The following is a 25,423-nucleotide window of genomic DNA, read 5'->3' as shown; positions in this document are numbered from 1 at the left end:
GCTCGCGGCGCTGCATCCGTGCTTGGCAGCGAGCCAGAAGCGCCTGATAAATTTACAATATACTGTCGGGCTTGGGCTGGTTTTTGCCCTGCCTATTTTTGGAGTATTTCCATGTTTGGTTGGTTCGAAAGACTGTTGTATCCCTATCCGGATACGGTCATGACGCCGCCGCCGCGCGGTTTTTTTGCGTTTGTCTGGGCCTGCACCAAGGGTCTGCGTCCTTATATTATTGCCATGACCTTGTTGACCGCCGTCACCGGCGCCTTCGAGGCATTGCTGTTTGCGATGATGGGGCGCATCGTGGATTGGCTGGGCCACGTTGAGCCGTCCACCTTGTGGACCCATGAAAGCACTAATTTGCTGTTGCTGGCGGGGATATTGCTGGCCAGCCCGGTGATCGTCGCCCTGCAAAGCATGTTCAAGCAGCAGGCGCTGGCGGGTAATTTCCCGATGTTGTTGCGCTGGAAATTCCATCGTTTGATGCTGAATCAAAGCATGCATTTTTATCAGGACGAATTTGCCGGCCGGGTTGCCACCAAAGTCATGCAGACTTCGTTGGCGGTGCGCGATGTCTGCATGATCCTGTGCGACATTTTGGTATTCGTGGTGATTTATTTCGTCACGATGGTAGCGGTGGTGGGCAGCTTTAACGGCTGGATGCTGGTGCCGTTCTTGAGCTGGCTGGCCTTGTATGCCTTGGCGTTGCGCCACTTTGTGCCACGCCTGAGCAAGGTCGCCAAAGCGCAGGCCGACGCGCGTTCCTTGATGACCGGACGGATTACCGACGCCTATACCAATATCGCTACCGTCAAGCTGTTCTCGCACGCCGGCCGCGAGGCCGGTTATGCGCGCTCGGCGATGCAGGAGTTCTTGCAGACGGTGCACGGCCAGATGCGTCTGGTGACCGGCTTTGAAATCGTCAACCATACCTTGAGCATGTTGCTGATCCTGAGTACTGCCGGCGCCGCGCTCTGGTTGTGGACGCAGGGCCAGGTCGGCATCGGTGCGGTGGCTGCAGCGACCGCGATGGCGCTGCGCCTGAATGGCATCTCGCACTGGGTCATGTGGGAATTTGCCTCCTTGTTCGAACAAGTCGGCACGGTGCAGGACGGTATCAATACCTTGTCGCGGCCACATGCAGTACAGGATCAAGCCGACGCCAAGCCGCTGCAAGTGAAACAGGGCACACTGGACTTCGAACGGGTCGGCTTTGCCTATGGCGGTGAGCGGCCGGTGATCGACCAGCTGTCCCTGCACGTCCGTCCCGGTGAAAAGATCGGCCTGGTGGGCCGCTCCGGCGCCGGTAAATCGACCATCGTCAACCTGCTGCTACGGTTTTATGACGTTGAGCAAGGCCGCATCCTGATCGATGGCCAGGACATCGCCCACGTCACGCAAGACAGCTTGCGGGCGCAGGTCGGCATGGTGACGCAAGATACGTCCTTGTTGCATCGTTCGGTGCGCGACAACTTGCTATATGGCCGTCCCGATGCGACCGACGCCGATATGCTGGTGGCGGCGAAACGCGCCGAGGCCCATGAATTTATCCTGACCCTGACCGATCCCAAGGGCCGCACCGGTTACGACGCCCACGTCGGCGAACGCGGCGTCAAGCTGTCCGGCGGCCAGCGGCAACGGATAGCGATCGCTCGCGTGATGTTGAAAGACGCGCCTATCCTGCTGCTGGATGAAGCTACCAGCGCGCTCGATTCGGAAGTCGAAGCGGCGATCCAGGCCAGCTTGTACCGGCTGATGGAAGGCAAGACGGTGGTGGCGATAGCGCACCGCTTGTCGACCATTGCCGCCATGGATCGTCTGGTGGTGCTCGACAAGGGCCGCATCGTCGAAGAGGGCGATCACCGCAGCTTGCTGGAACACGGCGGCCTGTATGCGCGCTTGTGGGCGCATCAGAGCGGTGGTTTCCTGGGCGAGGAAGTGGATGAAGATGAATTGCCGGGCGAGACCCAGGCTGTATTGGCGTAGTGTTTCGTATTGGCGAAATACTGCGCCAAGCTTAAACAAACTCAAACAATGCCGTTCGTTATTTCTGAAATCTGACTATTCTTGAGTTTGCACCAATGACTGTTGAACCGATAGCTAAATCTGCTTCGCCAATCGCGTTCGGCCATTCCGGCCGGCGCTGGCTGACTGCAATCCTGGCGCTCCTGATTGCATTGGGGGCGGGATTCCTGGTGTGGAAAGCATTCTGGCAACCACCGCCGCCGGCGCCCAAGCCGGCGCCGGTGTATCTGCAGACGGAGACGGTGCAGCGCGGCGATATCGAACAGGCGGTATTCGCCAGCGGTAAATTGCAATTGCATAAATACAGCGACGTTTTCGGCCAGGTATCGGGCCAGATCAAGGATGTGCTGGTAACGGTGGGCGACGAAGTCAAGTCCGGCAAGATGGTGGTCGAGCTGACGCCGACCGTGCCGTCGGCGCGGCTGGAAAGCAATCGCGCCCAACTGGCGAGGTTGCGGGCGGAATTGTCGGACCAGCGGGCACAACAGGATTTTGCCGAGTTGCAGTTCAAACGCCAGACGCAGCTGAAAGCGGAGAACGCCACGCGCGAGGAATCTTTCGAATCCAGCCGCATGAGCGTGTATTCAGCGGCGGCGCGGGTCGAGGCGATCAATGCCCAGATTCGCCAGATCGAGGCAACCTTGAAAGACGATGAGGAGACCCGCAGCCATACGCAAGTGCTGGCGCCGATCAGCGGCACGGTGGTGTCGGTGGCGGCCCGCAGCGGGCAGATGATCGCCGCCGGCCAGGCGACTGTGCCGCTGCTGCGGATTGCCGATCTGAGCCGCTTGACGGTGCAAGCCAGAGTGGCGGAAATCGACGTGCCGCTGCTGCACAAGGGGATGACCGCCTATTTCACTACGCCTGGCTACCCCGGCAAACGCTGGTCGGGCAAGTTGCGGCAAGTGATTCCGGTGCCGGCCGACGGCTCGGGCGAACAAGGCAAGCAGACTTTTTATAATGTCTTGTTCGAAGTCGATAATCCGCAGCAAGAGCTGATGAGCGGCATGAGCGCCCAGGTGCGTTTTGTGCTGGCGCAGGTGCATGATGCCGTGCTGTTGCCGCTGGCGCTGGTGGGTAAGCCGGAGGCTGACGGCAGTTACCTGGTGCAGGTGGCCGGCGCGAGTCAGACAACTCGGACAAATCAGGCAAATCAGCAAAGCACTCCGCGCAAGATAAAAATCGGCATTCGCAGCGAGCAGATGGTGCAAGTCCTGTCGGGACTGGAGCCTGGTGAGCGGGTGGTGGTGCCTGCCGGCGCTGCAGCGCCGGCAGTGAAAAAAGCCGTGCCGCCGCCGGCTGCATCGGTACCTGTGTCTATACCCAAAGCGCGCTGATGGAGCTGTACATGAAGCATTTCTCCCGCCGCCGGTCTTCCGTGGCTGCCTGTGTCAGCGCATTGTTGTTGCTATCGGCTTGCGCCAGCCAGACTCAGATCCGCGAGCCGACTCCTAGCGTAGAGCTGCCGCAGAGCTGGGATCTGTCCGCCAACACTGGCGAACAAGACTGGCCCGACAGCGGTTGGTGGAAGCGTTTTGGCAGCGACGAATTGAGCCAGCTGGTGGCGCAGGGGCAGGCCAGCAATCTGGAAATTGCGGCAGCCATATCACGCGTGCGCCAGGCCGAAGCGCAAGCACGGATTGCCGGTGCGCCCTTGCTGCCGAATGCGGATTTTTCCACCAGCATCAACCGTGCCTTGCCGTTGACCTCCAGCGGTAGCGGCGTGACCTCCACCAGCGGCCTGCTCGAGATTGGCTATGAAGTCGATTTCTGGGGCAAGAACAAGGCTGGGCTGGTTGCTGCCGAAGCGACCTTGCAAGCCAATCGTTATGACCGCGAAACGGTGGCGTTGACCGTCACCAGCGGCATCGTCTCGACTTACCTGCAGGTGTTGTCGCTGCGCGATCGTATCGAAATCGCTCAGAAAAACGTCGACAATGCGGAACGCGTGTTGAAACTGGTGGCGGCGCAAAGCCGCGCCGGATCTGCTTCGCCGCTGGACCTGGCGCGGCAGCGCTCGGCGGTGGCCGGGCAGCAAGCGGTGATACCCGATCTGAAACAGCAGGAGCGCGAAGCGCAGACTGCACTGGCGATCTTGCTGGGACGGCCGCCGCAAACCTTTACCGTGAATGAGCCCGGACTAGCCAAGATTTTGCTGCCGCAGGTAACCCCTGGCTTGCCGTCGGAACTGCTGTCGCGCCGTCCGGATATCCGCCATGCTGAAGCCGCGCTGGCGGCGGCCAACGCCAACGTAGCCGTGGCCCGCGCCGCACTGTTTCCCAGTATTCGCCTGACCGGTTCGGCCGGCGGCCAGAGCAATGCCTTGCTGTCGCTGTTTAATGCTCCCAATATGCTGGCAAATTTTGGGGCGGGACTGGTGGCGCCTATTTTCGACGCCGGCCGCCTGAACAGCCAGCGCGACCTGGCAATCGCGCAGAAGCAGGAACTGGTGCAGGTCTATCGCTCCACCGTGATTGCGGCGCTGTCTGAAGTCGATACGGCGCTGGGACAGATCCGCAGCCTGGATGAGCAACGCAAGTTGAAAATCACGGAAATGGAGCAGGCGCGCTTTGCTTTCGAATTGTCGGAAATCCGCTATCGCGTCGGCGCCGAGGATTTGATGACGGTGCTGGATACGCAGCGCTCGTTGTCGGAAGTGCAGAATGAGCTGGGGCAGATCAAGCTGAAACGTTTGAAAGCCACGGTGTCGCTATATAAAGCCTTGGGCGGGGGCTGGCAGGACGTACCTGCCGGCCAGCCGGCTGCCGAGCCGACGCAGGGCAGCTAGAACTCATTTCATAAATATCCGCGAGTGCGAACGCGCGGCAGGCGTTGTGTGCCTAGGCGCAACGACGCGACGTAGCGGCACTACGGCAAGGAGTTGCAACAACGGCATGCGACGCCTGCAGCCGTTCCCGAAGGGTTCTTGGCAGAAGAGGCGCTGGCTGCGTTGCGCTCCTTGCCAATAGCTCGCTATTGGACGCGTCGCACGCCTTGCCAGCGCCTCTTCTGCCAAGAACGCATCTCACGGATATTTATGAAATGAGTTCTAATAGGGCTATACCGCGACCGGCGCCTTGATGTGCGCCTGCGGGTGATAATCGAGGATCTCGAAATCTTCGAAACGATAGTCGAAAATCGAGTCTGGATGACGCTTGATGTGCAAGCGCGGCAGCGGCCCCGGCGTGCGTGACAACTGCTCCTCGACCTGCGCCGTGTGGTTGGAATACAAATGGCAATCGCCGCCGGTCCAGATAAAGTCCCCAACCTCTAATCCGCATTGCTGGGCCATCATATGGGTCAGCAAGGCGTAGGAGGCGATGTTGAAGGGCACGCCGAGGAAGATGTCGGCGCTGCGCTGGTACAACTGGCAAGACAGCTTGCCGTCGGCCACGTAAAACTGAAAGAAGGCGTGGCAGGGCGGCAGTTTCATCTGCGGGATATCGGCGACGTTCCAGGCGGAGACGATCAGCCGGCGTGAATCCGGATTGTGCTTGATTTGCTCGACCACTTGCTTGATCTGGTCGATATGTTCGCCCGCCGGGGTTGGCCATGAGCGCCATTGATAACCGTAGATCGGTCCCAGGTTACCGTCGCTATCGGCCCATTCGTCCCAGATTTTTACTTCGTTGTCTTTTAAGTACTGGATGTTGGTGGAGCCGGCCAGAAACCAGATCAGCTCATGAATGATCGATCTCAGATGCAATTTTTTAGTGGTCAGCAAGGGAAAGCCATCTTGCAGGTTGAAGCGCATCTGATAACCGAACACGGAGCGGGTGCCGGTGCCGGTGCGGTCGGTTTTGAGAGTGCCATGTTGTTGCACATGACGCATGAGATCTAGGTATTGGCGCATTTTTTGTGATGACAGGAACAGATGACAGAAGCGAATCGTGAGATTGTAACGCATCTGTCCACCGCTCTTATTGCTGCTTGCGTTCCCTCTGTTACTCCCGCTGTTACTCCCGCTGTTACTCCCGCTCTTATTCCATCGCCGCCTTCAAGATCCGGTCAATCCGCTCCTTGCTTGGCGGATGGGTCGACAGGTAGGGCGAGAATTCGCCCGGCTGGCTGTCGAGCTTTTCGAAGGTGCGCGCCAGTTTGTTGAGGCTGATGCCGTTGGCTTTGAACATGGCGATCGCGTAGTCGTCGGCTTCCAGTTCGATATCGCGCGAGTATTTCAGATCCAGCATTACCGGTGGAATGCTGGCGATCAGCGCCGAGACGTCGCCAAACAATAATGTTGCGGTAGCGGCAATCGCTGAGCCTTGTATCAAGCGCCGCATCAGGTGGCGTTGATGCAAATGCCCGAGTTCATGCGCCAGTACGCCCATCAGCGCATCGTCGTCGTCCAGCAACCTGACCAGTTCATCGGTCAAGACGATTTCGCCGGAGGGCAGGGCAAAGGCGTTGGGACCGATCTTGCTTTTGCGGAAAATGATGCGATAGTCGGGCGCGCCCTGATGCGGCGGCTGCAATGCCCGAAACCGGCTGTCAATCGACTCTTGCTGCGCCACGGGCAGGGTAGTGGGGGCGAATATGCGCTGATCGAGAAACGCCAGCGTGCCGCTGCCGATCCGCCGCTCTACCGATTCCGGCAAAGCATTGGCAATCAGGCCTGCGGCGGCCGGCAGCAGATAGCGGTAGCCGAGCGCCAGAATCAGCACCAGGGCGACAGTTGCATACAGTGTGGTGCGCCAGCTTTGCTGCATCCGCACTACCAGCGGATCTTGATAGCCGGTGCTGGCCAGTAATTCGTCAAAGGCGCCGACGTCGACGATCTCAAGATAGGCGCCATCGGCAAAGGTTACCTTGCGCGCCGCGCGCGAAGCGCGTTCGGAAACGCGCAGCTCGCTAAGCGGCGCCTGCCGCTGCGCTTCCCCGGAAATGCTGGCGACGCCCGCTGCCACCGTCAGCTCAACCGCATGCCTGCGCGATGTCTTGCCGTCGAAATAAAAAGCTGGCACCGCCTTGGGTTGCGCATCTTGCATACCTTGCATTGGTTTGATGCGGGTCTACAGCGACAGATCGAAATCAAGCAGATCCGAGATGCCTTCGCCGGCAACCGAGCCCTGTGCTTCCTCGTCTGCAACGAAGTTGTCGAGCGAACCAGCAGCGAGCAAGGTGACCGATTCGATCCGATACTTGAACCAGCGAACGTGCGCGAACGGCGCGAACAAGCCCAGCGTGATGACAATCCCGATCAGGTTGGTGATCATGATGAAAGCCGTTTTCGACCATTTCAGCTGGCTCTGGAATTGGTGTTGTCCCAGCTTGGTGTGGTTCCAGATCAGGTTCTGGATCATGGTCAGGAACAGCGGCATGATCAGGAAGGTCCAGGCATATAAACTAAGGAACAGCAGGCCGGCGCTGCTTATCACAGCCGCTCCCCCATGCTGCAGGCCGGCACCCAAGGCCGCCAGCGTGCTGCTAAACGTTATCATGATGGCGATGTAGCCAAGCAAGGCTACGCCGGCGCCGATCAGGTAAGTCTTGTAAAAGGAACCGACGCTGGCGTCGAATGAAAAATGCGTCGCGCCGAACTTGCTTTCCTGATGCAGGTATTTCTTGATGCGTTGGTGGGCGAATGGCAGCGCCAGCCATAGCGTGATGCCAGCCAGCAGCGGCAACAGCAAATAGTTGAAATAGGAACGCCCGGCACTACCGCGGAAACCGAAACGGATGCCGCGATAACTAGAGTTGTATAACTTGAACTGGTAACTCTTCCAGATCAGCCACGGCATTCCGGCCAGCATCAGGGCTAGTGCCAATACGCCAAGTCCGAGTGAAAACTTGAAGGCAATCTGGTAGCCGCCAATCAGAATCACCGCAATGATGCGTCCTTTCAGGATCGCTATCGGATTGCCGTGATACTCGAAGCTGCTGCCGTTGATAGTCGTGTTGTCATAGAAATAGCGGGTGCGGCGGACCTTGGCCCATGCCGAGTAAATCCCCAAGGTGATGATAGACAGCAGAAGATTGACTATCCATATACGGAAATATTCGCTGCCTCGGCCCGAAAAAACAAATGCTTCGACCTGATGCGCTGATGCAGGCGTCTGGCCTCCGTCAAAGCCAGACGGCGATGCGTCGCTAGGTGGTAGACTCATTGCGGTTTTCTCCCTGGTGTGATTTATATTGGTGTTGTCGGAAGACAAGATGAATGATTGATAATCAAAAGTCAATAGCAGTTTTTTTTGCTGTCGATAGCATTTCCGCCACGGTTACAAATTAAAGATTTTTGCCATGAACTTTTTCCGGAGGGTATCCTCGAAGGCAGGAGACCTTTGTCTCATCCGGTCATTTCCATATTTTCATTTTTACATCGCCGCGCTGGCCCATTAGTGCACGCAACACCTTTCAGGAGATCCCATGCTTAAATCAGACACGTTTTTCGGCGGCAAGCGAGAAACACCAACATCCAATTCACCATTCAGCGCCAGCAGCAATCTGACTTCGGGCAGCACTCCCAACATTCCAAAGGCTAGCAATCCTGTGAGCACACCGGTCAATCATTCGGCTTCCAGCACTAATGAAGTTGGCAGCAAGTTGATCGTCGGTCCGAATATCAAGCTCAAGGGCGTTGAAATTACCGATTGCGACACCTTGGTGGTCGAAGGCCGGGTTGAAGCTACGATGAATTCCCGCGTGATTCATATCGCAGAAAAAGGCGCATTCAAGGGTTCGGCCGAAATCGATCTGGCAGAAATCTACGGCGAATTCGACGGCGACCTGACGGTCCGTGAAAAGCTGGTGATTTATTCGACCGGCAAGGTTTCCGGCAAAATCCGTTATGGCAAGGTTGTCATCGAAGAAGGCGGTCAACTGACTGGCGAAGTGCAAGTCGGCACCGCGTCCAGCGCCGTCAAGCCGGCTGCCGTTACTGCGGTAGCATAAGTTTAACGTCGGAGGTTAACGTCCGGGTCGGCGTCCGAGCTGACTGTTTGCCGCTATCATTTGCAGCAAGCTAGGAGCCTGTCGGACTTAGGTGGTCGAAGCGAAAAAATAGCTGGGCGAGGACAGATTTTGCCGGGTTCGCAGCGTCAATAGCTGGCTATTGACCAAGAAGCCGGTGAAATATGGACCGCTCAGCTATTTTTGCAGCCGATCATTCCTAAGTCCGACAGGCTCCTAGTAACCAGGGTGGTCGCAGGGCCACCCTGGTTTTTTGTCATGTGCATGCAGGCATGCGACAATAGCGTCTTTTGGCTCAACGCTAAAGCGCTTTCCCGCCTCACACAAAATCTCATGAGCTATCCAGAATACATTCTCACCTTGTCTTGCCTCGATCAACGCGGAATCGTCCATCGCGTTTCCGGTTTTCTGGCGGAGCACGGTTGCAATATCATCGATTCAGCCCAGTTCGGCGACGCTCAATCCGAGCTGTTTTTCATGCGCGTGCATTTCTCCTCCGAGGATGCGACGGTTGCCGACGAGCGCTTGAGAGCAGAGTTTTCCGCCTTGGCCGCCACCATGCAAATGCATTGGCAATTGCATGATGCGCACAAGAAGCCGCGCATGATGCTGATGGTGTCGAAAATCGGCCATTGCCTGAATGACTTGCTGTTCCGCTACAAGAGCGGTTTGCTGCCGGTAGAGATTTCGGCCATCGTTTCCAATCACACCGATTTCTACCAGCTGGCCGCCAGCTACAACATTCCCTTCCATCATCTGCCGTTGGCCACAGGCGCTTCAACTGAAGCCAAGCTGGCGCAGGAATCGAGGGTGATGGAAATCGTCGAAGCGAATAAGATCGATCTGGTGGTGCTGGCGCGCTATATGCAAATCCTGTCGCCAGCCATGTGCACCGCACTGACCGGACGCGCCATCAATATCCACCATTCTTTCTTGCCGAGTTTCAAAGGCGCCAAACCTTACTATCAGGCGCATGACCGCGGCGTGAAGCTGATCGGCGCCACCGCCCATTTCGTCACCGGCGATCTGGATGAGGGGCCGATCATCGAGCAGGACGTGGCGCGGGTCGATCATGCAATGGAGCCGGAGACCCTGACCGCCATTGGGCGTGACGTTGAATGCGTGGTGCTGGCGCGGGCCGTGAAATGGTTTATCGAGCACAGGATTTTGCTCAACGGGCACAAGACGGTGGTGTTCAAGTAAGCAAGTAGGTAAGTAAGCAAATAAGCAGCGAAAAAAATGGCCCATCGGGGCCATTTTTTATAACATCGTAGTCATAGCAATGCGGCTGCCAGACGGCCGCGGCCGCTCAGCGCAAAGCATCTACCAGTTTTTCCAGCTTGACCGCGTCGGCGCTGAACTGGCGTATCCCTTCGGCCAGTTTTTCGGTTGCCATGGCGTCGTCGTTGAGCATGGTGCGGAAAGTGGTTTCGTCCAGGTCGATTTTTTTCAGGTCGCTCTGTTGCGCCGCTTCCGGGCTGAGTTTGCGGCTGACCGGGGTTTCACTCTCCGCCAGCTTCTGCAGCAGATCGGGGCTGATGGTGAGCAGGTCGCAGCCGGCCAGTTCAACGATTTGCGAAGTGTTACGGAAGCTGGCGCCCATGACTTCGGTGGCGTAGCCGAATTTGCGGAAATAACTGTAGATTTGATTGACCGACTGCACGCCTGGATCGTCGGCGCCAGTGTAGTCATGGCCGCTGGCTTTTTTGTACCAATCGTAAATGCGGCCGACAAACGGCGAGATCAGCTGCACATTGGCTTCGGCGCAGGCAATCGCCTGCGGCAATGAAAACAGCAAGGTCAGGTTGCAATGGATGCCGGCTTTTTGCAGTACTTCGGCAGCCCGTATGCCTTCCCAGGTAGAGGCAATCTTGATCAGCACGCGCTCGCGGTCTATGCCAGCGGCCTCGTACAGCTTGATCAGGGCGTGCCCTTTGTCGATGGTGCCTTGGATATTGAACGACAGGCGGGCATCGGTTTCGGTGGAAACCCGGCCCGGAATGATTTTCAGGATTTCCTGGCCGAATGCGATCAGCAAATGATCGATGATGTCGGTGACCGGCAAATGGCCGTATTGCTTCACTGCCTGGTTCAACAACGGCTGGTACTCCGGCTTCTGCACCGCTTTCAGGATCAGCGACGGATTGGTAGTGGCGTCGCGCGGCGCAAACGCCTTGATGGACTGGAAGTCACCGGTGTCGGCAACGATGGTAGTGAATTGCTTGAGTTGTTCGAGTTGGTTCATGGCAGCCTAGAAAAGCAGGGACTGTTAGTCGGAAATACAACGAAATGCCTCCCCGCCATTCTACGCAATTTATCGGCCAATGTTACAACTGGCCCGATCAGCTGATCCGTTCCTCGGTCTTGGCGTCAAACAGAACCGCTTTCGACAGATCGAACGCCAGTTGCATCTGATCCTTGGGTTTGGCTGCGGCGCGTGGATGAGTACGGCAGGTCACGCGGGCGTTATTGAAGCTGGTGAACACCAAGGTGTCGGGCCCGGTCGGTTCGGTCAGCTCCACGGTGCAGCCGACTTCAGTCGGATGATAGTTGCCGTTACCGTTGCTGTCGGTGATTTCCGAACCGCGTGCGCTTTGGGCGTCGGTGACATGTTCGGGACGGATGCCGAGGATCACTTCGCGTCCGATCCAGGACGCAATCTGTGGATTCTGCGCCTGCACCGGAGCCAGCGGCAGCAGGGTTGTTTGCCCTGCGTGTTCCAGTTCGAAGGCCGGGCCGTGGCCGTTGGCGACCAGATTGCCGCGCATGAAATTCATCGACGGCGAGCCGATAAAACCTGCCACGAACAGATTGCTAGGATTGTCATAGATTTCTTGCGGACTGCCGAACTGCTGCACCACGCCATCCTTCATCACGGCTATCCGGTCGCCCAGCGTCATCGCTTCGATCTGGTCATGCGTGACATACACGATGGTGCTGCCCAGGCGTTGATGCATCAGCTTGATTTCCGCACGCATCTCAACCCGCAGCTTGGCGTCCAGGTTGGACAGCGGTTCGTCGAACAGGAACAGCGAAGGATCGCGGGCGATAGCGCGGCCCATGGCGACGCGCTGCCGTTGTCCGCCGGACAACAGCGCTGGCTTGCGATCCAGCAGATGAGTGATTTGCAGGGTAGTGGCGACGCGGTCGACGATCTGTTTTTGTTCCGCTTTCGATACCTTGCGGATGCCCAGGCCAAACGAGATGTTTTCACGCACCGTCATGGTCGGATACAAGGCGTAAGACTGGAACACCATGGCGATGTCGCGCTCTTTGGGCGGGACATCGTTGACGCAGCGGTCGCCGATCATGATCTTGCCCTCGGACACCGTTTCCAGCCCGGCAATCATGTTCAGCAGGGTTGATTTGCCGCAGCCGGAGCCGCCCACCAGGATCAGGAACTGGCCATCTTCGATTTCCAGGTCGATGCCTTTGAGAACTTCATTGCCGTTCGGGTAAACCTTGCGCACATTGCGAATTGATAAGCTTGCCATTTTGAACCATTCCTTAAATTTTATTAATTGCCGAGGCGGCTCCGAAAATCAGAGCCGCCGCGCCACCGCTTAACCCTTGACCGCACCAGCAGTCAGGCCGCGCACAAAATATTTTCCCGCCAGCAGATACACCACCAAGGTCGGTAAGGCGGCAATGATGGCCGCCGCCATGTTGACGTTGTATTCAGTGACGCCGGTCGATGTATTCACCAGGTTGTTCAAGGCCACCGTGACCGGCTTGGCGTCCGAGCCGCCGAACACCACGCCGAACAGGAAGTCGTTCCAGATTTGCGTGAATTGCCAGATGAAGCAGACCATGAAAATCGGCAGCGACAAAGGGAAAATGATCTTGCGATAAGTCATGAAAAAGCCTGCGCCATCGATGCGCGCCGCCTTGACCAGTTCTTCCGGCACCGTGACGTAGTAATTGCGGAAGAACAGCGTGGTGAAGGCAATACCGTAGACGATATGGACGAATACCAGGCCAGGCGTGGTGTTGGCCATGCCGACCGTGCCCAGCAGGCGCGCCATCGGCAAGATCACTACCTGGAATGGAATGAAGCAACCCACCATCAAGGCTGTGAACAGAATTTCCGAACCGCGGAAACGCCAGTGCGCCAGTACATAGCCGTTGAGCGAGCCGACCAGGGTCGAAATCAAGACCGCCGGCACCGCCATCCTGATCGAGTTCCAGAAGAACGGCGCCAGGCCGTTGCAATCGACACCGGTACAGGCGCTGCTCCAGGCCTTGCCCCAGGCGGCGCTGGTTGGCGCCATCGGCAGCGACAGCAAGTTGCCGGAGCGGATTTCATCCAAGGTTTTCACCGAGGTGCTCAGCATCACATACAGCGGCGCCAGGTAATACAGCGCGCACAAGACCAGCAGGGCGTAGATGACGACGCGGCCGACGCTGAGTTTGCTGTTTTCGTTATAGATGGTGTTGCTAGTGCTGTCAGCGGCCATTGCGCGCTCCTTTGGTTTCCAGGTACATCATGGGCACCAGCACTGCCAGTACGGTTGCCAGCATCATCATGGCGGACGCCGCACCTAAGCCTAGCTGACCGCGCGAGAAGGAAAACTGATACATGAAAATTGCCGGCAGGTCGGAAGAGGTTCCCGGACCGCCTGCGGTCAACGCCATCACCAAGTCAAAACTCTTGATCGCGATGTGGGCCAATACCAGCAGCACGCTGAAAAACACCGGCCGCAGAGCCGGGATCACGATGCGGCGGTAGATGGTTGGCAAGCTGGCGCCGTCGACCATGGCTGCTTTGATGATGCTGTCGTCGATGCCGCGCAGCCCGGCCAGGAACAGGGCCATCACGAAGCCAGAGGATTGCCAGACGCCAGCGATCACCACGGTGTAAATCGAGAAATCGGAGTTCACCAGCCAGTCGAAATGGAAATTGGCGAAGCCCCAGTCGTGCATCATTTTTTCCAGGCCCAGGCCTGGATTCAAGATCCATTTCCAGGCAGCGCCGGTAACGATGAACGAGAGCGCCATCGGATACAGATAGATTGCGCGCAATGCCCCTTCGGATCGGATTTTCTGGTCCAGCAGGATCGCCATGATGAGGCCGATGGCGAGGCAGAACAGAATGAACAAGCCGCCGAAAATGCCCAGGTTGGCGGCAGCAACCCACCAGCGATCGAGGCCGAACAGCGCGACATATTGATTGAAGCCGGAAATTTCGTAATTCGGCAGCATCCGCGAATTGGTCAGCGACAGCCAGGCGGTGACGCCAATGAAGCCGTACACGAAGACCAGTGACAGGATGATAGTGGGCGACAGTACGATGCGCGGTAACCAGGCATCGGCGATTGCCGCAATGCGCCCTTGCTGCTTGGGCGTGTTGCTTGAGCTCCCGACAGCCGCAGCTGTATAGGGGAGAGTGTGATCGGACATGCAAGTCTCCTGAAGCAGGATCAGAGCCGTGTCTGGCGGTGCAATGGCAGCCACTGCCGGACACGGCGGGGGCCGAAGTCGATCTTACTCGCTTCGGCCCCTGTTCTCATTTTCTCTATTTGAAAAATAACACAGCAAACAACTACTTATTGCCACTTCGTCATTGCGTTATTGCGTCTTTGCTGCTTTTGCCAGAGCCTGTGCCGCAGCTTGCGAGGTCATGTTGGAATTCATGAACTTCGAAACTACGTCAAGGATAGCCCCTTGTACTGCAGAATTGACTGCCATGCCGTGCGCCATGCTTGGTTCCAGCGTGCCGGCTTTGCTGGATGCGGCCATGTCGTCCATCGACTTGGTGGCGCAGCTGTCGAATTTTGTGCGCGGGATATCAGGACGCACAGGGATCGAACCCTTGTTTAAATTAAAAATTTCCTGGAACTCCGGGCTCATGATGGCGGTTGCCAGGGTCAGCTGAGCTTTTTGCGAATCAGGATTCTTGACCTTGAACATGGCGATCGAGTCGATGTTGTAAGTGTATGACTTGTCGGTGCCAGGAGCCGCAACGCACAAGAAATCCTTGCCAGGTTGTTTGCCCGCAGCGGTGAACTCGCCTTTAGCCCAGTCGCCCATGAATTGCATGCCGGCCTTGCCGTTGATGACCATCGCAGTCGCCAGGTTCCAGTCGCGGCCGGCGGCGTTCTTGTCGATATAACCCTTGATCTTGCCCAGTGTGTCGAAGGTCTTGATCATGGTCGGGCCGGTCAGGGTGGCTGGATCGAGCTTGACCAGGGCCTTGTTGTAGAAATCGGCGCCGCCTACGCCCAGCGCGACGGTTTCAAACACGGTCGCATCTTGCCAAGGCTGGCCGCCGTGGGCGATGGCGACGAAGCCGGCTTTTTGGATCTTGTCGGCAGCGTCAAAGAACTCTGGCCAGGTGGTCGGTGTTTTGGCGCCGGCTTTTTTCAGGACTTCAGGATTGATCCAGAGCCAGTTGACGCGATGCACATTGACTGGCGCCGCTACATAGTGGCCTTGGTACTTCATCGTGTTGGAGACTACCTTAGGCAGCAGCGCATCCCATTTGCCCGCAGTGGCTGCGGCGTCGATATTCGCCAATACGCCTTCCTGGCCCCATTCCTGGATCGACGGCCCTTTGATCTGCGCCGCTGTCGGTGGGCTGCCAGCGATCACGCGGGCTTTCAGCGCGGTAGTGGCGTTTTCACCAGCACCGCCTGCAACCGCAAAATCCTTCCAGGTCACGCCCTTGGCTTCCATGATTTTTTTCAACTCGGCGACCGATTTTGCTTCGCCGCCCGAGGTCCAGTAATGGAGTACTTCGACTTCTGCCGCGTGAACCGCAGCGGCGCTGGACAGCAGTGCAGTAGTTGCGAATACCGATTTTATTATTTGACCTAGTTTCATTCTTGTCTCCTGGTTGAGTTGAATCTGCGATGAATACTTAATTGCCTGTGGTGATAAGTCTTGCTATTTAAGCCGTGCTATGAAGCAAGGGCCATGTCCCAGCGCATCGCCGAAGCTCTGCGCATTTGCCGGCCCATGTGTATCATGTGAAAAAACTAGTAAAACTACATGCGATCTTGAGTTTCCCTGCAAAAATCAAGGATTTACTCCTTTCGCCGCTTGTAATTGTAGTAATGCTACATTAATATTGCAATATAAGTTTTTTATTTATTACAAAAATTTTGATGCAAACACATATCCCCTTTATTTTTACCCTATTCGGAGCGACCGGCGACTTGTCGATGCGGAAGATTCTTCCTGCGTTGTTTGTTGCCCATAGGGAAGGGAAGTTGCATCAGGATGGTCGCATTATTTGCGTCGCCAAGCAGGATTTCAGTCAGGACGATTACCTGGCCTGGGTTAGCAAGAGCGCTATCCCGTATGTGAAGAGCGGCGTTGCCGGTGCGCAGGATGAGGCGCTCTGGCAAAGTTTTCTGGCGCGCATCACTTATTTACCGCTGGATCTGCTGGATCGCGCCGGTTATCAGGTGTTGGCAAACACACTGGCTGCCAGCAAGGCTGTTTCGGTATTTTATCTGGCGACTTCGCCCTCGCTGTTCGAACCGATTTGCGCCAATCTTGCCGCCAGCGGGATCGATCTGTCACAGGCGCGGCTGGTGCTGGAGAAACCGCTAGGCCATGATTTGCTGTCCTCGCGCGCGATCAACGATGCGGTAGCTCGCGTCTTCGCCGAAGACCAGATCTATCGCATCGATCACTATTTGGGCAAGGAAGCGGTGCAAAACCTGTTGGCTTTGCGTTTTGCCAACTCTTTATTTGAGCCGCTGTGGCGGCGCGAATCGGTGGCCCATGTGCAGTTGACGATTGCCGAGCAACTGGGGGTCGAGGGCAGGGGCGAATTCTATGACGCCACCGGCGCTATGCGCGACATGGTGCAAAACCATTTGCTGCAATTATTGTGCATGGTGGCGATGGAGCCGCCGACTTCGATGGACGCCGATGCGGTGCGCGATGAGAAACTGCGTGTGTTGCGGGCCTTGAAGCCGTTTTCGGCGGAAGACATGGAGCTCAGAGCGGTGCGCGGCCAGTATGTGTCCGGCGCCGTCGAAGGGCGGTCGGTCGCGGGATATCAGCAAGAACCTGGAGTGGCGGCGCAATCGCAGACTGAAACTTTCGTCGCCCTGCATGCCGAGATCAATAACTGGCGTTGGGCCGGAGTACCGTTTTTCTTGCGCACCGGCAAGCGTCTGGCGCAACGCACGGCGGAAATCGTGATCACCTTCCGGCCTATCCCGCACGCCATCTTGCCGATGCCGGGCGGCCAGGCCGGGGGCAGCAGCAACCGTCTGGTGATCCGGCTGCAGCCGGACGAATCGATTCAACTGCATTGCCTGGCAAAACAGCCTGGCGACGGCATGACAGTGCAGCCGGTAGCGCTCGACCTGGCGTTTGACCAGGCTTTCAAGCAGCGCCGGGCCGAAGCCTATGAGCGTCTGTTGCTGGACGCCATCCGCGGCAATTTGTCCTTGTTCGTGCGGCGTGACGAGCAAGAAGCCGCCTGGCGCTGGGTCGAGCCGCTGCTGCAGCACTGGCAGAGCAGTTCATCCCAGCCTAAACCGTATATGGCAGGCAGTTGGGGGCCGACCGCGTCGTTTGCGATGATGGCGCGTGCTGGTGCTCAATGGCCGGAAGATCGTTGAATCGCCTGATTAAGAAAATTGAGAAGCGTGGCAAGGCGCATAAATAATCACAATCGCACCGCGCATCCTACTAACAGTATTAGTATTTAAGTGAAAGTTTTACACCATGTCTTCATCCACGATCATGAGCGCTAGCGAGAATTCTGCAACTAGCTATCTGGATGGCCCGCGCCTGCTGGCAGATGTCGGCGGCACCAATGCGCGTTTTGCGCTAGAGCGTGCACCGGGCCAGATCGACACAATACAAACCTTGCGTTGTGCCGACTATGCCGAATTCGCGCTGGCGGTCGAGGCGTATTTGGCTTCCAGCCAGCATCCGCAAGTGCGGCACGCGGCGATCGCGATTGCCAATCCGGTGCAGGGCGACGACATCAAGATGACCAATCACCATTGGGAATTCTCGATTGAAAACACGCGCCGCCGCTTGAATCTGGATACGCTGCTGGTGGTCAACGATTTCACCGCCTTGTCGATGTCCTTACCGCATCTTGAGCACGCACATTGCATCCAGATCGGCGGCGGCAGGGCGTTGAGCGGCGGCGTGATCGGCCTGGTCGGCGCCGGTACCGGGCTTGGTGTCGGCGGTTTGATCCCGACCGAGGGGCGCTGGATTGCGCTGGGCAGCGAAGGCGGCCACGTCACCTTCGCCCCGGGCGACGCGCGTGAGGCGGCGGTGCTGGCTTACTGCTGGCGTACTTATTCGCACGTCTCGGCCGAACGCCTGGTTTCCGGCCCCGGCATCGAAATGATTTATCAGGCCTTGGCCGAGCTGCAGGGAATCGCCAAGCCTGAGCCTTTGCATACCGCACAAATCGTCGAACGCGCGTTGCAGGACCAGGATGCCTTGTGCATGGACGTGGTCGAATGCTTTTGTTCAATGTTGGGAACCGTCGCGGCCGACGTTGCCGTCACCTTGGGAACCTTGGGCGGTTTGTATATCGGCGGTGGCGTGGTGCCGCGCCTGGGAGAATATTTCGCACGCTCGCCGTTTCGCGCGCGCTTCGAAAGCAAAGGGCGTTTTAGCAATTATCTCGCCAAAATCCCGACCTTCGTCATTACTGCGCCGTACCCGGCTTTTGTGGGTGTTGCTGCGATACTTTCCGAGCATCTGGGCGGCGGCAACGCCGTGCCTATCCTGGAAAAAATCCGCAAGGCGCGCGATCAGTTTTCACCGGCCGAGCAAAAGGTCGCCAGCCTGATTCTGGCCCATCCACGCGCCGTGATGAGCGAGCCGATTTCAGAAATCGCCCGCCGCGCCGACGTCAGCCAGCCGACGGTGATCCGTTTTTGCCGCACCATGGGGTGCCAGGGTTTGGCCGATTTTAAACTGAAGCTGGCGTCCGGTGTCACCGGTACGGTGCCGGTCGCGCACAGCCAGGTGCATGTCGGCGATTCGTCGCTGGATGTCGGCGTCAAGGTGGTCGACAACACCATCTCAGCGATGCTGGAAGTGCGCGACAATCTCAACGCCGATACTTTATCGCGAGTGATTGAAGTATTGAGCCAGGCCAGCCGCATCGAGTTTTACGGTTTCGGCAGTTGCGGCCTGGTGGCGGAGGATGCGCAGCAAAAATTCTTCCGCCTGGGGATTCCATCTTCGGCGTACACCGATCCGCAGTTGCAGGAAGTTTCGGCCGCCATGCTGAAAAGCAGCGACGTCGTGGTGGTGATCTCGAATTCAGGGCGCTTGCGCCATCTGGCGCCGGCAGTCGAGGTGGCGGTGCATTCCGGCGCCACCATCATTGCGCTGGCGCCGAGCAATTCGCAATTGGCCAAGCGTGCGCATTACACGCTGGCGGTCGAGCACGACGAAAGCAGCATGATGCACATCCCGATGGTGTCGCGGATTCTGCTGTTGTTGCTGATCGACGTGCTGGCGGTGGGAGTATCGCTCAACCGTTCCAGTCCGTTTGCAGAATTGCAGCGCCAGGCCAAGCGCGGCATCTTGACGCATATTGCCTCGCTGGGTGAATCCGCCAGCGACAAGATCACTGCTGGGGGTGACGGCAAGCCGGTACAGTCGGCGCGTGCCGATCAGGAAGTGACCTTGTCGCCGAATGTGATTTCGCATATCAAATAATCCGCACTGGATGGGGACGGTTTTTTCGCGGCTGCGCGACATTATTAGGACTTACGCAAAGCTGCCCCAGCAAGGCGCGACGACGAAGACAGTGCACCTGCACGGCTAGGAGGAGCAACGCCGCTGGGGCTGTTTTGCGTATGTCCTAAATTATCCGTCCCGGTTGTTTCTCTCCTTCAGCAGCCATTCATAAAACGTCTTAAACGCCGGATTGTCTTTCGCATGCGGCGCATAGACCAGATGGTAATGCAGCCGCAATGGCGTTTCTATATCGAATAGCCGCAGCAGTCTCCCCGCCGCAATATCGTATTCCACCAGCAAGCAGCATCCCTGGCAAGTGGCTGCGCGCAACGCGAGCGCGGTGACTCTGCGGCTCAACCGCCGCAGCGGCGATCCGTATTCTTATACGGCTAGCATGACTTACCAATTGGATGGCGCCGCCATGCTGGTGACTTTGCAGGTGAGGAATACCGGAACGGTAACGCTGCCTTTTGGTCTTGGGCTGCACCCCTGGATGCCGCGCAGCGCGGATGTGCAATTGCGCGCTGCGGCGCCTCATGTCTGGCTGAGCGGAGAGGATTATCTGCCGCTGAGGCAAGGGCCGACACCGGCGCAATGGGATTTCGCCCGTTGTCAGATTTTGCCGGATCACTTGGTAAATCATGCTTTTAGCGGTTGGGACGGTCACGCGGAAATCTGGTGGCCGGAGCTCCGCCTGTGCCTGACCTTAGACGCCGAGGCGCAGTATTACATCTTATACACGCCGGTCGGCGCAGATTATTTCTGTTTCGAACCGGTCGACCACGCCATCAATGCGCATAATCTAGCCGGCGGCCCGATGCTCAATGGCTTGACACTACTGGCGCCGCAGCAGCAGTTGCAGCGGCGATACCGTTTTGGGGTAAGTCGGAAACCGGCGGGGGGCGAAAATCAAGAGCGGGATCCTGCAGGCCCATAAAAAATGCCCATTCGCACGCGAATGGGCAAAGTCTGGGAGTTACCCAGGGACGTCTCTCACTAATGCCACTTGCGTAGCAAGCACAACGGTAGTGCTGGCAAGCGCAATCGATGCGCCGAGCTCAAGCGGCGCGCCGATTGCGGCTTGCTGTCTTAGAACGAGTGGCTGATACCAGTGTAGAACGTGTTTTGGTTCTGTCCAGCCAAGCCAGTGCTGTCGCCGGTTTGAACTTGGAAATCGGTGTTCGAACCATTGCGGATAGTACCAATGCTCGCGTACAGCAGGGTGCGTTTGGACAGGCTGTAGTTGGTGCCCAGCATGAACAGATTTGCGCTGCCTACGTCGTGGTTAAGCTTGACGTGATAAGCCGCGCCGATCAGTGTCAGAGCCGGGGTCAGCTGGTAGTTGGCGCCTAGCCAGAACTGGTTGGCTTTGTTGGCCTTGGTCATGGGATTCAGAGGATCGACAGCCTGGGCAGGTGCCGACAGATTTTGCCAGCCTGCAAACAGTTTTGCTGCGCCGAACGTAACGTTGCCGCCGACGGTGATTTCCTTGGAGCGGGAGAACAAGCTGTCGTAAGTGCCGTTTTCGTCATGGGCCGTATCGTACATCGCCAGCAATTCATAGGTGGGCTGTACGAAACCGATTGCGACACCGGTGCTGTTACCGATTCCTGAACCAGCTGGTCCGCGTGTAGTCGATCCTGCAGCTTCGCCAGCGCCGTACATGAGGTGCACGTAGAGGCCGCCCATCTCTGGTGTGATGTACTGAATCTGGTTGCTGGTTTGTGGCCAGTTACGACCTTTGAACAAGGTCGAAGTACTCATGTTCTGTTGGCCGGTAGGGTCGATGCTCCATACGCGGTCGCTTGGCAGCGCCAGATCACGGCCGATTTTCACCGTACCGAAGCCACCGTTCAAGCCAACGGTCGAACGACGATTAAACAGGCCGGTGCCGTTGAAGCGGCCGGTGTCGGCTTGGAATCCGCTTTCTAAGGTAAACATCGCTTTCAGGCCGCCACCCAGATCTTCGGTGCCCTTGAAACCGATCATGCTGGTACCCCATTCGTTGCCGCCGACGCCCCATTGACCGCCACGGATGGTGTTGCCATTTGCGTCTTTGCCGACTTGATTGCTTTGGTAGTTGATGCCTGCGTCAACGCGACCGTAGATAATCACATTGGTTTGCGCTTGGGCCTGGCTAGCGAAGGCGCAAGCCAGAACTGCCGCAACTGCGAGTGGCTTGGCCAACGGTATGGCTTTCAGAACAGATTTTCTCATTTCATCTCCTAAGTAAAAATGTGGCGTGGACCACTGCTTTCCGAGTCTTGTGTAGCTCGAAATTCTTGAACCGGGCATTCATTGTTGCTTGTTGTGTTGCCGATCTCTTTGTTGTTGAAGATGGTAAACCGGTTTATGAAATTTTTGTTTTATTTGTGTAGTTTTACTATATTTCTGTTGCTAATTTACAGCATTGGTTGATTTTTCATGCGTGCAATGCATAGTTGTGGCAACTGAAAGGCCTATTGAAAAATGCCATTGTTTAGTGGTTTTTTTAATTGTTTATTTGCGGAAATTCTTTTATCTGTATTTTTACTACAAGTAATTTTGATACATTTCCATGGCGCTGTGAGCGTTTGCGCGTGCGGCGCCGTCTGCCGCCTAAGATCTTTTCCCGCCCTAGATCTTTTCCAGTAGTGCATGCACTTGCGCCAATTGCGGCGGTTTGGCGCCGGCGTTCAAGCAGGCGGCCGAACCGCAGGCGACGGAAAATCGCAGGTGCTGCAGCCAGTCAGGTGCTGACGGCTGACGGGATGTAGCCGACGCCGCCGATACTGCAGCGGTTTCCTGTATCAGCGAGTAGATCAGGCCGGCAATCCCGGCATCGCCGGCGCCTACCGTATCGACAACGGTGATCGGCGGCGGCGTTACCTGCCAATATTGATCGCCGGCATAAATGGCAGCGCCCTTGGAGCCCAAGGTCAGTAGCACGGTTGCGTCTGGATTGTAGCCGCGCAGGGTCGCCAGGGCGGCCTCGGTATCATCGCTGCGGAACAAGCCGGCCAGATCTTCGTCCGAGACTTTGACGAGGTCCGCCAGCTGCGTCATTTTTTTCAGCACCGCATCGTAACGCTGGTCCATCACATTGCGGAAATTCGGGTCGTAGCTGATTTTTACGCCGCGGCTGTGCAAATCCTCGGCCAGTTCGATTAAGTGCTCTGCCAACGGCGAGCGCGTCAGGCTGATGCCGCCGAAGTGCACCCATAACGCCGCCTGCTGCCAGTCGGCGGGCAGAGCGCTGGGATCAAATGACAGGTCGGCACTGTTGTCGCCGATGAAATTGTATTGCGGCGGCGTGGTTTCATAGACGACGGCCAGCAGCGGCGAGCGCGCCGCCCGCTGCAGGAAGCGCAGGTCGAGGCCGGCGGCCTGGCTGGCTGCATACAGTTCGTCGCCGAACCAGTCCTGGCTGATGGCGCCGGCAAAGGCGGATGAGGCGCCCAGGCTGGCGGCGGCGCGCGCCACGTTCCAGGTCGAGCCGCCGGTCTTGCTCAGCCATTGATCGGCGCCGACGCGGATTAAATCGGTGAGTGCTTCACCGGCGCTGACGAATTGGGGGAAGGCTTGGGCGGGTTTGCTTGTTTCAGGCATGACAGCATCCATACAATGTTTAGTGTAATTTTTTTTCAAGCGCTTATTTACGCGACTTATTTACGTAACTTATTTACGTAACTTATTTATGTGACTATTCAAGCGGGCAGCCAACAGCGGCCAATGCTTCCAGATAGGCGCCCATCGGATGATAGAAATCGGTTTTGCCGTGCGGTGGTTTTTCCGGACCGTAGCGCCGGTTATCCCGATGCAGAATGCGATACCAGCCGCCGCGCTCCTGGTCGATCAGATACGCGCTGCTGTATTCCCACAATTGCTGGTAACTGTCCCAATAGGTCTGGTCGCCGCTACGCGCCGCCAGCAACGCTGCGGTGGCCAGGGCTTCCGCCTGCACCCAGAAATACTTGTCGCCGTCGCAGACACTGCCATCCGGCGCCAGCCCATATACCAGGCCGCCGAATTCCTGATCCCAGGCGGCCGGCATGGTGACATCGAACAATTCCCGCGCGCGTGGCAGCAACCAGCCGGCGTCGCCCTGCAAATGACGGCGGTGACGCTCTAACAGTAGCAACAGCTTGGACCATTCGGCCATGTGGCCGGGCTGGAAACCCCAGGGGCGGAACATATTGCTGCTGTCGTGGCGGTTGTATTCCCAGTCGATGCTCCAGTCGGCGTGATAGTGTTCCCAGATCCAGCCATCCGCCAGCGCGGCCTGGCGTACGGTGATGTTGTGCGCCAGCAGCTCGGCGCGCTGCAGGTAGCGTTGCTCGCCAGTCGCTTCAAAGGCGGCGATCAGGGCTTCGCAACTGTGCATATTGGCGTTCTGGCCGCGATAAGGCGAGACCAGGCCCGTGGCGGTTGCTTCGTCGGCATACAAACCGTCCGCTTCCGACCAGAACAGTTTTTCCATTAAATCAAAAGTGGCTGCAACGCCGTCGGCTGCTTCGCTGATGCCGATGCGTAGAGCATGGGCGTGCGCCAGCAGCACGAACGCCAGGCCGTAGCAATGCTGGGTGCGATCGACGGCGACGCCGTTTTCCAGGACCCAGGCATAACCGCCGTAAGACGGCTGCCAATGCTGTTGCTGCAGGAAGCGCAAACCGTGCCGCGCTGCATCTCGATATTCTTCCTTGCCGTCGAGACGCCAGGCCAGGGCGTAGCAGAACACCATCCGGCTGCTGTTGACCAGGTGCCGGCTGGCGCTGTCGTAGACGCTGCCATCGTCGTTCAGGTAATGGAAAAAACCGCCGTTGGGATCAATCGCGCGCGGATGAAAGAAGGCGATGTCGCGTCGCATCCTGTCGCGCAGGAATTCCGGATCGCGGTAGTTGGCTGAAGTGGCGGCTGGTCTCATGATTGGTTTTTTTATGGATGCGTCGCTGGCGATAAAGGTGAGATTTCGTCAACGGAAGAACGAGTCGAACTGCATGTCGAACTGCTGCAAGGCTTTTTGCGCGTTCTGCATTTTCTTGCGGAATTCGGGACCGCGCTTGAGCGCCAGTCCAACTGCCAGGATGTCGATCACCACCAGATGCGCCAGGCGCGCCGAGATCGGCGTGTAGGGATCGATATTGAAACTGAGGTCGATCGGCACCAGCACCGTGGCCAGTTCGGCCAGCGGCGTGCCGCTGGGACCCAGCACGATAATGTCAGCGCCACCTTTTTTTGCCAGCTGCACGCTGCGCAACAGGGCGGCATTGCCGCCGCGCTGCGAGATGGCGACCACCGCATCGCCCGGTTGCAACAGCGAGGCCGCGATGCTGTGGATATGCGGATCGGAGTAGGCTACGGTAGGGACGCCGGAGCGGAAAAATTTATGCTGGGCGTCGGCCGCAACGATACCGGAAGTGCCCTGGCCGTAGAATTCGATCTTGTTCGCCTTGAGCAAGACGTCCAGCGCTTTCTGGATCGCGTCGGCGCTTAAATGGTTGCGCAGATCGAGCAGGGTGTTGATCGAGCGGCTGCAAATCTTGTTGACCAGATCGGCGGCGATATCGTCTTGCGCCAGCATTTCGTTGGCGCCCGGCAGGGCCACCGCCAGGCTTTGCGCCAGCTTCAGCTTGAAATCATGCCAGCCCTCGTAACCGATGGCGCGGCAAAACCGCACTACCGTCGGTTCCGACACTTGCGCGTTTTTTGCCAGGGCAGTGATGTTTTCCGCCAGCGCCAGCTGTGGATTGTCGAGAATGGTCAAGGCGACTTTTTTCTCTGACTTTGACAGCAGGTCGATCTGGGTCCGGATTGCATCCAGCAGCAT

The 25,423-nt window shown here is 57.5% G+C and carries 21 protein-coding genes; 8 read left to right on the top strand and 13 right to left on the bottom strand.

The window, feature by feature from the left end; genetic code table 11:
* Positions 1-111 precede the first annotated feature (111 nt).
* The 3 genes from VNZ60_RS22025 to VNZ60_RS22015 all read left to right on the top strand — a co-directional run bounded on the left by VNZ60_RS22025 (position 112) and on the right by VNZ60_RS22015 (position 4,810).
* Positions 112-1,983, top strand: coding sequence for an ABC transporter ATP-binding protein (locus VNZ60_RS22025; protein ID WP_325662997.1), 1,872 nt, complete (start codon positions 112-114; stop codon positions 1,981-1,983).
* A 95-nt stretch (positions 1,984-2,078) separates the two neighbouring features.
* Positions 2,079-3,359, top strand: a complete 1,281-nt coding sequence (locus VNZ60_RS22020) for an efflux RND transporter periplasmic adaptor subunit (RefSeq protein ID WP_325662995.1) — start codon at positions 2,079-2,081, stop codon at positions 3,357-3,359.
* Between the two features lie 11 nt (positions 3,360-3,370).
* The gene (locus VNZ60_RS22015; RefSeq protein WP_325662993.1) at positions 3,371-4,810 is read left to right on the top strand and encodes an efflux transporter outer membrane subunit; all 1,440 of its coding nucleotides are present in this window, start codon (positions 3,371-3,373) and stop codon (positions 4,808-4,810) included.
* Between the two features lie 270 nt (positions 4,811-5,080).
* Here VNZ60_RS22015 and VNZ60_RS22010 read toward each other — a convergent pair whose 3' ends face one another.
* The 3 genes from VNZ60_RS22010 to VNZ60_RS22000 form a co-directional block, all read right to left on the bottom strand.
* Positions 5,081-5,875 (bottom strand): thymidylate synthase, encoded by a 795-nt coding sequence (locus VNZ60_RS22010; RefSeq protein ID WP_325662991.1) that lies wholly within the window; start codon positions 5,873-5,875, stop codon positions 5,081-5,083.
* 127 nt (positions 5,876-6,002) lie between these two features.
* Positions 6,003-7,019, bottom strand: a complete 1,017-nt coding sequence (locus VNZ60_RS22005; protein ID WP_325662989.1) for a M48 family metallopeptidase — start codon at positions 7,017-7,019, stop codon at positions 6,003-6,005.
* Between the two features lie 15 nt (positions 7,020-7,034).
* Positions 7,035-8,129 carry a YjgN family protein gene (locus VNZ60_RS22000; RefSeq protein ID WP_325662987.1) on the bottom strand — a complete coding sequence of 365 codons (1,095 nt, stop codon included), beginning with the start codon at positions 8,127-8,129 and terminating at the stop codon, positions 7,035-7,037.
* A 262-nt stretch (positions 8,130-8,391) separates the two neighbouring features.
* On the opposite strand from VNZ60_RS22000, the gene VNZ60_RS21995 reads away from it, so the two are divergent.
* Both VNZ60_RS21995 and purU read left to right on the top strand, forming a co-directional pair.
* Positions 8,392-8,916 (top strand): bactofilin family protein, encoded by a 525-nt coding sequence (locus VNZ60_RS21995; RefSeq protein WP_325662986.1) that lies wholly within the window; start codon positions 8,392-8,394, stop codon positions 8,914-8,916.
* Positions 8,917-9,267: 351 nt separating this feature from the next.
* Positions 9,268-10,137: a formyltetrahydrofolate deformylase gene (purU, locus tag VNZ60_RS21990; protein WP_325662985.1), complete on the top strand. Its 870-nt coding sequence runs from the start codon at positions 9,268-9,270 to the stop codon at positions 10,135-10,137.
* Positions 10,138-10,243: 106 nt separating this feature from the next.
* Here the strand turns inward: purU and tal are convergent, their stop codons facing one another.
* The 5 genes from tal to VNZ60_RS21965 all read right to left on the bottom strand — a co-directional run bounded on the left by tal (position 10,244) and on the right by VNZ60_RS21965 (position 15,756).
* Entirely contained in the window at positions 10,244-11,179 is a 936-nt protein-coding gene (gene tal, locus VNZ60_RS21985) for a transaldolase (RefSeq protein WP_325662983.1), read from the bottom strand.
* Between the two features lie 97 nt (positions 11,180-11,276).
* A complete protein-coding gene (locus VNZ60_RS21980; RefSeq protein ID WP_325662981.1) occupies positions 11,277-12,428 on the bottom strand; it encodes an ABC transporter ATP-binding protein in 1,152 nt (383 codons plus the stop codon).
* 69 nt (positions 12,429-12,497) lie between these two features.
* Entirely contained in the window at positions 12,498-13,391 is an 894-nt protein-coding gene (locus VNZ60_RS21975) for a carbohydrate ABC transporter permease (protein WP_325662980.1), read from the bottom strand.
* Complete coding sequence (locus VNZ60_RS21970; RefSeq protein WP_325662978.1) at positions 13,381-14,334, bottom strand: carbohydrate ABC transporter permease; 954 nt, start codon at positions 14,332-14,334, stop codon at positions 13,381-13,383. Before VNZ60_RS21970 ends, VNZ60_RS21975 begins: the two co-directional genes overlap by 11 nt.
* A gap of 168 nt (positions 14,335-14,502) precedes the next feature.
* Complete coding sequence (locus tag VNZ60_RS21965; RefSeq protein ID WP_325662976.1) at positions 14,503-15,756, bottom strand: ABC transporter substrate-binding protein; 1,254 nt, start codon at positions 15,754-15,756, stop codon at positions 14,503-14,505.
* A gap of 284 nt (positions 15,757-16,040) precedes the next feature.
* On the opposite strand from VNZ60_RS21965, the gene zwf reads away from it, so the two are divergent.
* Complete coding sequence (zwf, locus tag VNZ60_RS21960) at positions 16,041-17,516, top strand: glucose-6-phosphate dehydrogenase (protein WP_325662974.1); 1,476 nt, start codon at positions 16,041-16,043, stop codon at positions 17,514-17,516.
* 106 nt (positions 17,517-17,622) lie between these two features.
* Entirely contained in the window at positions 17,623-19,596 is a 1,974-nt protein-coding gene (locus VNZ60_RS21955; protein WP_325662973.1) for a glucokinase, read from the top strand.
* A 150-nt stretch (positions 19,597-19,746) separates the two neighbouring features.
* On the opposite strand, the gene VNZ60_RS21950 is transcribed toward VNZ60_RS21955, so the two are convergent.
* Entirely contained in the window at positions 19,747-19,917 is a 171-nt protein-coding gene (locus VNZ60_RS21950; protein WP_325662971.1) for a type 2 periplasmic-binding domain-containing protein, read from the bottom strand.
* Positions 19,918-19,933: 16 nt separating this feature from the next.
* On the opposite strand from VNZ60_RS21950, the gene VNZ60_RS21945 reads away from it, so the two are divergent.
* The gene (locus VNZ60_RS21945) at positions 19,934-20,554 is read left to right on the top strand and encodes an aldose epimerase family protein (protein ID WP_325662969.1); all 621 of its coding nucleotides are present in this window, start codon (positions 19,934-19,936) and stop codon (positions 20,552-20,554) included.
* 152 nt (positions 20,555-20,706) lie between these two features.
* Here VNZ60_RS21945 and VNZ60_RS21940 read toward each other — a convergent pair whose 3' ends face one another.
* The 4 genes from VNZ60_RS21940 to VNZ60_RS21925 all read right to left on the bottom strand — a co-directional run bounded on the left by VNZ60_RS21940 (position 20,707) and on the right by VNZ60_RS21925 (position 25,423).
* On the bottom strand, positions 20,707-21,834 hold the full coding sequence (locus tag VNZ60_RS21940; RefSeq protein ID WP_325662967.1) for a porin: 1,128 nt from the start codon (positions 21,832-21,834) through the stop codon (positions 20,707-20,709).
* A 399-nt stretch (positions 21,835-22,233) separates the two neighbouring features.
* Positions 22,234-23,205: a carbohydrate kinase family protein gene (locus VNZ60_RS21935; RefSeq protein WP_325662965.1), complete on the bottom strand. Its 972-nt coding sequence runs from the start codon at positions 23,203-23,205 to the stop codon at positions 22,234-22,236.
* Between the two features lie 94 nt (positions 23,206-23,299).
* Positions 23,300-24,520, bottom strand: coding sequence for an AGE family epimerase/isomerase (locus tag VNZ60_RS21930; protein WP_325662963.1), 1,221 nt, complete (start codon positions 24,518-24,520; stop codon positions 23,300-23,302).
* A 48-nt stretch (positions 24,521-24,568) separates the two neighbouring features.
* Positions 24,569-25,423, bottom strand: a complete 855-nt coding sequence (locus VNZ60_RS21925; protein ID WP_092398567.1) for an SIS domain-containing protein — start codon at positions 25,421-25,423, stop codon at positions 24,569-24,571.

Source organism: Collimonas sp., from assembly GCF_035566375.1.
Lineage (GTDB): Bacteria > Pseudomonadota > Gammaproteobacteria > Burkholderiales > Burkholderiaceae_D > Collimonas.
This window is presented reverse-complemented; position numbering and strand designations above follow the sequence as displayed.

What these genes read in the sequence shown, in the direction of transcription:
- VNZ60_RS22020 (WP_325662995.1), top strand. Translation starts at nt 2,079, where the DNA reads ATGACTGTTGAACCGATAGCTAAATCTGCTTCGCCAATCGCGTTCGGC.
- VNZ60_RS21970 (WP_325662978.1), bottom strand. Translation starts at nt 14,334, where the DNA reads ATGTCCGATCACACTCTCCCCTATACAGCTGCGGCTGTCGGGAGCTCA.
- VNZ60_RS21965 (WP_325662976.1), bottom strand. Translation starts at nt 15,756, where the DNA reads ATGAAACTAGGTCAAATAATAAAATCGGTATTCGCAACTACTGCACTG.
- VNZ60_RS22005 (WP_325662989.1), bottom strand. Translation starts at nt 7,019, where the DNA reads ATGCAAGGTATGCAAGATGCGCAACCCAAGGCGGTGCCAGCTTTTTAT.
- VNZ60_RS21930 (WP_325662963.1), bottom strand. Translation starts at nt 24,520, where the DNA reads ATGAGACCAGCCGCCACTTCAGCCAACTACCGCGATCCGGAATTCCTG.
- purU (WP_325662985.1), top strand. Translation starts at nt 9,268, where the DNA reads ATGAGCTATCCAGAATACATTCTCACCTTGTCTTGCCTCGATCAACGC.
- VNZ60_RS22015 (WP_325662993.1), top strand. Translation starts at nt 3,371, where the DNA reads ATGAAGCATTTCTCCCGCCGCCGGTCTTCCGTGGCTGCCTGTGTCAGC.
- VNZ60_RS21975 (WP_325662980.1), bottom strand. Translation starts at nt 13,391, where the DNA reads ATGGCCGCTGACAGCACTAGCAACACCATCTATAACGAAAACAGCAAA.
- VNZ60_RS21925 (WP_092398567.1), bottom strand. Translation starts at nt 25,423, where the DNA reads ATGCTGCTGGATGCAATCCGGACCCAGATCGACCTGCTGTCAAAGTCA.
- VNZ60_RS21995 (WP_325662986.1), top strand. Translation starts at nt 8,392, where the DNA reads ATGCTTAAATCAGACACGTTTTTCGGCGGCAAGCGAGAAACACCAACA.
- VNZ60_RS21940 (WP_325662967.1), bottom strand. Translation starts at nt 21,834, where the DNA reads ATGAGAAAATCTGTTCTGAAAGCCATACCGTTGGCCAAGCCACTCGCA.
- VNZ60_RS22025 (WP_325662997.1), top strand. Translation starts at nt 112, where the DNA reads ATGTTTGGTTGGTTCGAAAGACTGTTGTATCCCTATCCGGATACGGTC.
- VNZ60_RS21935 (WP_325662965.1), bottom strand. Translation starts at nt 23,205, where the DNA reads ATGCCTGAAACAAGCAAACCCGCCCAAGCCTTCCCCCAATTCGTCAGC.
- VNZ60_RS21955 (WP_325662973.1), top strand. Translation starts at nt 17,623, where the DNA reads ATGTCTTCATCCACGATCATGAGCGCTAGCGAGAATTCTGCAACTAGC.
- VNZ60_RS22010 (WP_325662991.1), bottom strand. Translation starts at nt 5,875, where the DNA reads ATGCGCCAATACCTAGATCTCATGCGTCATGTGCAACAACATGGCACT.
- VNZ60_RS21980 (WP_325662981.1), bottom strand. Translation starts at nt 12,428, where the DNA reads ATGGCAAGCTTATCAATTCGCAATGTGCGCAAGGTTTACCCGAACGGC.
- VNZ60_RS22000 (WP_325662987.1), bottom strand. Translation starts at nt 8,129, where the DNA reads ATGAGTCTACCACCTAGCGACGCATCGCCGTCTGGCTTTGACGGAGGC.
- tal (WP_325662983.1), bottom strand. Translation starts at nt 11,179, where the DNA reads ATGAACCAACTCGAACAACTCAAGCAATTCACTACCATCGTTGCCGAC.
- zwf (WP_325662974.1), top strand. Translation starts at nt 16,041, where the DNA reads ATGCAAACACATATCCCCTTTATTTTTACCCTATTCGGAGCGACCGGC.